The sequence below is a fragment of the Allopontixanthobacter sp. genome (assembly GCF_034376665.1).
Taxonomy (GTDB): Bacteria; Pseudomonadota; Alphaproteobacteria; order Sphingomonadales; family Sphingomonadaceae; genus Allopontixanthobacter.
Map to the genome: position 1 here is coordinate 1 of NZ_JAXMJI010000010.1, position 3,210 is coordinate 3,210.

General features: G+C 66.9%; 3 protein-coding genes. All 3 read right to left on the reverse strand.

Annotation, left to right across the window (positions count from 1 at the left end; translation table 11 throughout):
• The coding region (locus U0988_RS00995) for a PHP domain-containing protein (protein WP_322290791.1) at window positions 1-698 on the reverse strand (698 nt) is incomplete at its 3' end.
• A 4-nt stretch (window positions 699-702) separates the two neighbouring features.
• A complete protein-coding gene (locus U0988_RS01000) occupies window positions 703-2,310 on the reverse strand; it encodes a DUF6504 family protein (protein WP_322290792.1) in 1,608 nt (535 codons plus the stop codon).
• Window positions 2,204-3,076, reverse strand: coding sequence for an ImuA family protein (locus tag U0988_RS01005; protein ID WP_416172345.1), 873 nt, complete (start codon window positions 3,074-3,076; stop codon window positions 2,204-2,206). The genes U0988_RS01000 and U0988_RS01005 overlap by 107 nt, the downstream gene beginning before the upstream one ends.
• Between the last annotated feature and the right edge of the window lie 134 nt (window positions 3,077-3,210).

A 3,210-nucleotide genomic window follows, 5' to 3' on the forward strand; every position in this document is an offset into this window, starting at 1 on the left:
TCCCATCCTTTCGACGCCCGACACTCGACACCCGACGCCCGGATCACAACCGCAACGCGCCCCCTCCCTTTTCTGCTTTCTTTGTGCCCTTTTGTGGCGATCCATCCTTTTCTCCCGTGTCCGCCTCCCGCTCCCCTTCTCCGCGCCTCCGCGCCTCCGCGTGAACCCGAAGCCGGAAACGGCACCACATTGCTTTCAATCTCGACCGTGAAATCCTGCGCCAGATCTCCCGGCGGCAGCAGGATCAACTGCACGCCCTCGCTATGCTGCGCCAGCATGGCGAGCGAGATGTCGCATTGCCCCTTCACCTGCCATTCGCCCTCCAGCGTGGCCATCCGTCCGGCGGAAATCAGCGCACACAGCCGCCCGTAGGCCGCGCGGTCCTGCGGATAGGCAAGGAAAGCCAACCCCTCGACCGTTTCGATCCGGCAGCCGATGACGGGCCGCAGCTTCAGCGTCTGCGCCTCCACATGCAGCCGCACCACGCCGGCCATGCTGTTGGCGTCGGCAATGCCCAGCGCATCATAGCCAAGACTGCGGGCTGCCAGCACCAGATCGACCGCATCGGACGCGCCGCGCAGGAAACTGAAGCAGCTGACCAGTCCCAGCTCGACAAACGGCGCGCGCGGCGGCGGCTCGATCAGGTCGGGATCGAGTTCGATCCGGCGTTTGTCGGGGGTGAGCGGGGCCTCCGGCATGATATTACCCGCACAGCCCCTGCAAGTACCAATCGGGCAGCCCCCCTCTCCCGTCGCCGAGCAACCCGTGGCGGTAGATCCAGTAGCGGCGGCCTTCGCCGTCCTCGATGCGGTAATAATCGCGCAGGCGGACGGTGGATCGTTCGCGCCACCATTCGGGGGCGATACGTTCGGGGCCTTCCACGCGGACGACTTCATGCACCTTTCCGCGCCAGCGAAAGCTGCGCGGGAAGCCGTCTGGCGTAGCATACAGCACGGAAATATATTCCGCCTTGTCCAGCAATTTCAACGGCCTTGCATGGAAAGCTAATTCGCCTTGCGATGCCGGTTCCGGTTCCAGCGGCGGCTGCCACCGCTGCGCGCGTTCAGGAATATGGCTGGCATGGGGCACCGGCCGCTGCACCGCCCGCGGGCCGAGCCGCACGCTCAGCCGGTCGATGCAGGCGGACAGCGAAGTGCCCTGCGTTTCCGCGGTGGTTTCGATATCGGCCTGTTCCAGCGACAGCGGCTCGGCCCAGCTGGCGCGCAGGCGGATGGTCTCGATCCCGAAACCCGCGTCGACATCGTCCAGCCTGGCCGCGAACAACCGGCAGATATGCACCGGATCGCGGGTGGCGGCGCTGAGTTCCAGCGGGCGGATCACCACTTCGCCGTCCACCCGCCACAGCCCCAGTTCCAACCGGCGGGCGCCCTGCGCGCTCCCTTCCAGCACCCGTGCCATGTCGGCGGCGAGATCGCGCACCACCTGGTCGAGCAGCTCGCGGTGGCGGATCGGTTCGGCCAGGCGGCGCTGGACCAGCGGCATGCGCTGCGGGATGACCGGCAGCAGCGGTTCGGGCACCTTGCCCAGCAGCTGATCCATCCGCATCAGCGGATTGGCGGCGGGCGAACGGCGATTGCGGAACCGCCGCATGATCGCATCGCGCCCCTTGGCATCCCCGAAACGGCCGGTCATGTCCCCCAGCCGCTTGAGGCCGAGCCGCCGGAGCACGGTGAGCACATCATCGTCCAGCCGGAGCGCGGCGACCGGCAGGCCGGACAGGCGCTCCACCGCGTCATCATCACCGGTCAGGATCGCCGCGCGCGGTCCGTAATGGGCCAGCCCCCATGCCGCACCGGCGGTGGGCGCGGCGGCGACGCGCACGGCCAGCGCGCGGCGGGCAAAGCACGCCTCCACATCGGCCAGCAGCCTTGCCTCCCCGCCGAACAGATGCGCCACGGCGGTAATATCGACCAGCAGGCCGTCCGGCGGGTCGAGCGCGGACCACGGCCCCCACCGCTGCGCCCACACGGCCAGCTTCTCCAGGAAATCGAGATCGCCCGCCGGATCGGATATGCGAACCGCCAGATCGGGGCACAGCGTCCGCGCATCGGCCAGCATCATCCCCGCCCGCGCGCCGGCGGCAAGACCGGCATCGTTGGCGGTGTCGATCCGCGGGCCATGCGCGGTTTCGGTAATCAGCGCGAGCGGTGCGGCGTCGGCCCCTTCGCCCCGCGCAATCCCTTCACAAAGCCGCCATCTGTCGGCCGACAGTCGGGCGATCCAGATCGACAGGATGCGGCGGGGGATTTGCGCCGTTTTCGGGGATGGTTTTGGGTTCGGGAATGTCATGGTGCATTTCGGGTGGCTTCTGGGCGGAAAGTCCGGCGGGGTCGCGGCGCAGGATCCATTCTCCCGGTGGATGCATACGGGAACGGAACAATTGCGCCCGCCATGCAGGGTGGCCGGGCGCATCGGCATTCCAGCGCGGGCGCAAGGACGGCGCGGCGCGGATATCCCAGCGCATCCGGGCAGAGGACAGATCGCGGCCCGCATCCAGCCGGACAAGCCATAGCGGGACCCCGTGCCGCTCCGCCGCCAGGCTGAGCCGGCGCGAGGCGGTAAAATTCAGCGCTCTGGGATTGCCGGTGACTTCACCGATCACGCAGGCCAGATCGCGGCACCGCACCCCTTCTTCCAGCGCGAACAGCAGATCTTCGGCTTTTTCCGCGATCACATGGATGACCCGGTGCCGCAGATCGGCGGGCAATCCAGGGCGATAGGGCCGTCCGGTCAATTTCACCGAGGCGCGGTCCTGCACCCATAATATCGCGCGCTGGTCGGAAATTTCCGCCACCCGCTTCGGCACTGCGGCTGGCTCCGGCTTTCGTGAAAGCAAGTGGTCCTGCGCCAGTGCCAGCGCCGCGCCTGCGCCGCTGGCATCGCGGCCCGAAGCAAACACTTCGCTGTGATACATCCCGCCCTGCCCCGGCATCCACTTGGCGGCGGCGTGCGCAGACACCAGCCCATGCGAAGTGGACGGCAGGTCGGCAATCACACCGGACAAGGGCGGGCAGGACTGGGAATGGGCATCGGTTTGCATAAGGGAACGACTCATTTGTTCCACTTATGTTCCAATTCTGCCGAATATGCAATTGCCGTTGTTCCAGCCCTGTTCCGCCCAAACCCCGCCTTCAAACGGAACAAAACCCCCCTTCGAAACGTCTAATTGCCAACCCCCATCAGGAGATA